3 protein-coding genes and 1 pseudogene are annotated in these 2,784 nt (G+C 76.7%); all 4 read left to right on the forward strand.

Features of this window, described 5'->3' with window-relative positions; all coding sequences use genetic code 11:
- Positions 1–936, forward strand: a pseudogene (locus VIM26_RS25275) (primosomal protein N'); the annotation flags it as partial.
- Positions 933–1,583, forward strand: a complete 651-nt coding sequence (locus VIM26_RS25280) for an HAD family phosphatase (protein ID WP_331956093.1) — start codon at positions 933–935, stop codon at positions 1,581–1,583. The pseudogene VIM26_RS25275 and the gene VIM26_RS25280, both read left to right, overlap by 4 nt.
- A 62-nt stretch (positions 1,584–1,645) precedes the next feature.
- Entirely contained in the window at positions 1,646–2,593 is a 948-nt protein-coding gene (locus VIM26_RS25285; protein ID WP_331956094.1) for a methionyl-tRNA formyltransferase, read from the forward strand.
- On the forward strand, positions 2,590–2,784 hold a 195-nt coding region (locus VIM26_RS25290; protein WP_331956095.1), incomplete at its 3' end, for a hypothetical protein. The genes VIM26_RS25285 and VIM26_RS25290, both read left to right, overlap by 4 nt.

The following is a 2,784-nucleotide window of genomic DNA, read 5'->3' on the forward strand; positions in this document are numbered from 1 at the left end:
GCCCGGGACGCGCTCGGGTCCGGGCCCGTCCTGGTGCAGGTCCCGCGGGCCGGGTACCTGCCGGTGGTCGCGTGCGCGCGGTGCCGGGAGGTCGCGCGGTGCCGCGTGTGCCACGGACCGCTCGCCCTCGCCTCCGCGGGCGGGGTCCCGCACTGCACCTGGTGCGGCGCGCTCGCGACCGGCTGGCGCTGCGAGGAGTGCGGGGACGGCGGTCTGCGGTCGGTGCGCGTGGGGTCCGACCGGACCGCCGAGGAGCTCGGCCGGGCGTTCCCCGGGGTGACCGTCCGGGTCTCCGGCGCGGGCTCCGCGACCGGCGTGCTGGCGCGCGTGACCGGCAAGCCCGCGCTGGTCGTCGCGACCCCGGGCGCCGAACCGGTGGCCGACGGCGGCTACGTCGCGGCCCTGCTGCTCGACGCAGCGGTGTCGACCGCGCGCGTCTCGTTGCGCACGGGGGAGGAGGCGGTGCACCGCTGGCTGGCAGCCGCGTCGCTGGTGCGCTCGTCCGCCGACGGCGGCGTCGTGCTGCTCGTCGGGGACGCCGCGCCGGCCCCGACACAGGCCCTGGTCCGCTGGGACCCGGTCGGCTTCGCGGAGCGCGAGCTCGCCGAGCGCACCGAGCTCAACCTGCCGCCCGCGGCCCGGGTCGCGGCCGTGACCGGGACCCCGGACGCCGTCGGCGCGATCCTGGCCCGACTGGACCTGCCGCCCGGCGGGGAGGTGCTCGGCCCGGTCAACGTCGACGAGCCGCCCGCCCCGCGCGCCGCCGGGCAACGTGAACCCGCGACGCTCGACCGACCGGTGCGAGCGATCGTCCGGGTGCCCGTACGGTCGGGGGACGCGCTCGCCGCGACGCTCGCCGCGTCGTCGGCCGTGCGCAGCGCACGACGCGAGGGCGGCACCGTCCGCGTCCAGCTCGACCCCAAGGAGATGCTGTGAGCAGCTCGGACCCCCGCAGGCGTGGGATCGACGCCGTCGTGTTCGATCTCGGCAACGTCCTGGTGCGGTGGGACCCGTACCTGCCGTACATCGGGCGGATGGAGCGGATGGAGGTCGAGGCGTTCTTCGACGAGATCGACTTCCCGAGCTTCAACCACCGCCAGGACGCCGGACGGTCCTGGGAGAAGGCGCGGGCCGACGTCCGCGCCCGGTTCCCGCAGCACGTCGCCGCGCTCGACATCTACCGGGAGAACTTCGCCGCGTCCGTGCCGGGCCCGGTCGAGGGTTCCGAGGAGGTGGTCCGCGAGCTCGCGGCGGGCGGCATCCGGGTGCTCGGGCTCACCAACTGGTCGGCCGAGACCTACCACTACGCCGAGCCCGCCGCGCCCTCGGTCGGCCTGCTCGAGGGCGTGCTCGTCTCGGGCCAGGAGGGGATCGCGAAGCCGGACCCGCGGATCTTCGCGCTGCTCGCCGAGCGGTTCGGCCTCGAGCCGGGTCGGACGACGTTCGTCGACGACGCGCCGGGGAACGTCGAGGCGGCGTCGGTCGCGGGGTACGACGCCGTGCTGTTTGTCACGGCGAGCCAGCTGCGACGTGACCTGCACGCGCGAGGCCTGCCGGTCGCCGTGCCACGTTCCCGCCGGTAGCACCGGGCCGGGCGCTCGTCCGCCTGACCGGACCTCGCAGGGGCCCGCCTAGACTCTCGCCCATGCGACTGCTCTTTGCCGGGACCCCTGAGGTCGCCGTGCCCGCGCTCGAGGCGCTGCTCAACTCCCGGCATGAGGTGGTCGCGGTGCTGACCCGCCCCGACGCCCGGGCCGGCCGGGGGAACCATCTCGTGGCCAGCCCCGTGAAGCGGCGCGCCGAGGAGGCCGGCGTCGAGGTCCTCACGCCGCGCAGCCCGCGCGAGGCGGACTTCCGGACCCGGCTCGCCGAGCTCGCGGTCGACTGCGCCCCGGTCGTCGCCTACGGCGCGCTGCTGCCCGCCACGGTGCTCGACGTGCCGAAGCACGGCTGGGTCAACCTGCACTTCTCGGTGCTGCCCGCCTGGCGCGGGGCCGCGCCCGTCCAGCGCGCGGTCATCGCGGGCGACGAGGTCACCGGCGCGACGACGTTCCGCATCGAAGAGGGCCTGGACACCGGGCCCGTCTACGGCACGCTGACCGAGACGATCCGCGCCCGCGACACGTCCGGCGACCTGCTCGGGCGGCTCGCGGTCGCGGGCGGCAGCCTGCTCGTCGGGACCCTCGACGCGATCGAGGACGGCGACGCCAGCCCGGTCCCGCAGGGCGCCGACGGCGTGAGCATCGCGCCGAAGCTCGAGGTCGCCGAGGCCCGGGTCCGCTGGACACACCCCGCGCACGCCGTCGACCGGCTGATCCGCGGCTGCACCCCGGCACCGGGACCCTGGACGACCGCGCCCGACGGCGCCCGGCTCAAGCTCGGCCCCGTTGTGCCGCGACCTGATGTGACCGACCTGCCGCCCGGCGTACTGCGCGCCGGCCGCGACGAGGTGCTGGTCGGCACGGCCACCCACGCCGTCGCGCTCGGTGCGGTCTCGCCCGCCGGCAAGCGTCCGATGGCGGCTGCCGACTGGGCCCGCGGGGCCCGGCTCGCGCCGGACGCCGTGCTCGGCGCCGAGGGAGTCGCGGCGTGAGTGGCCCGGAGAACGTGCCGGAGAACTCGGACGGCCGGAACGACGGCGCGAACGACGCCAGCGGTCGCCCGGACGCGGAGCGCAGGGATGTGGGCCGTCGCGGAGGCGCAGGCAGTGCGGGCGCGAGCAGCGACGCCGCAGGTAGCGACGCCGCAGGTAGCGACGCCGCAGGTAGCGACACTGCAGGTAGC

This window comes from Pengzhenrongella sp. (genome assembly GCF_036565025.1).
Taxonomy (GTDB): Bacteria; Actinomycetota; Actinomycetes; order Actinomycetales; family Cellulomonadaceae; genus Pengzhenrongella.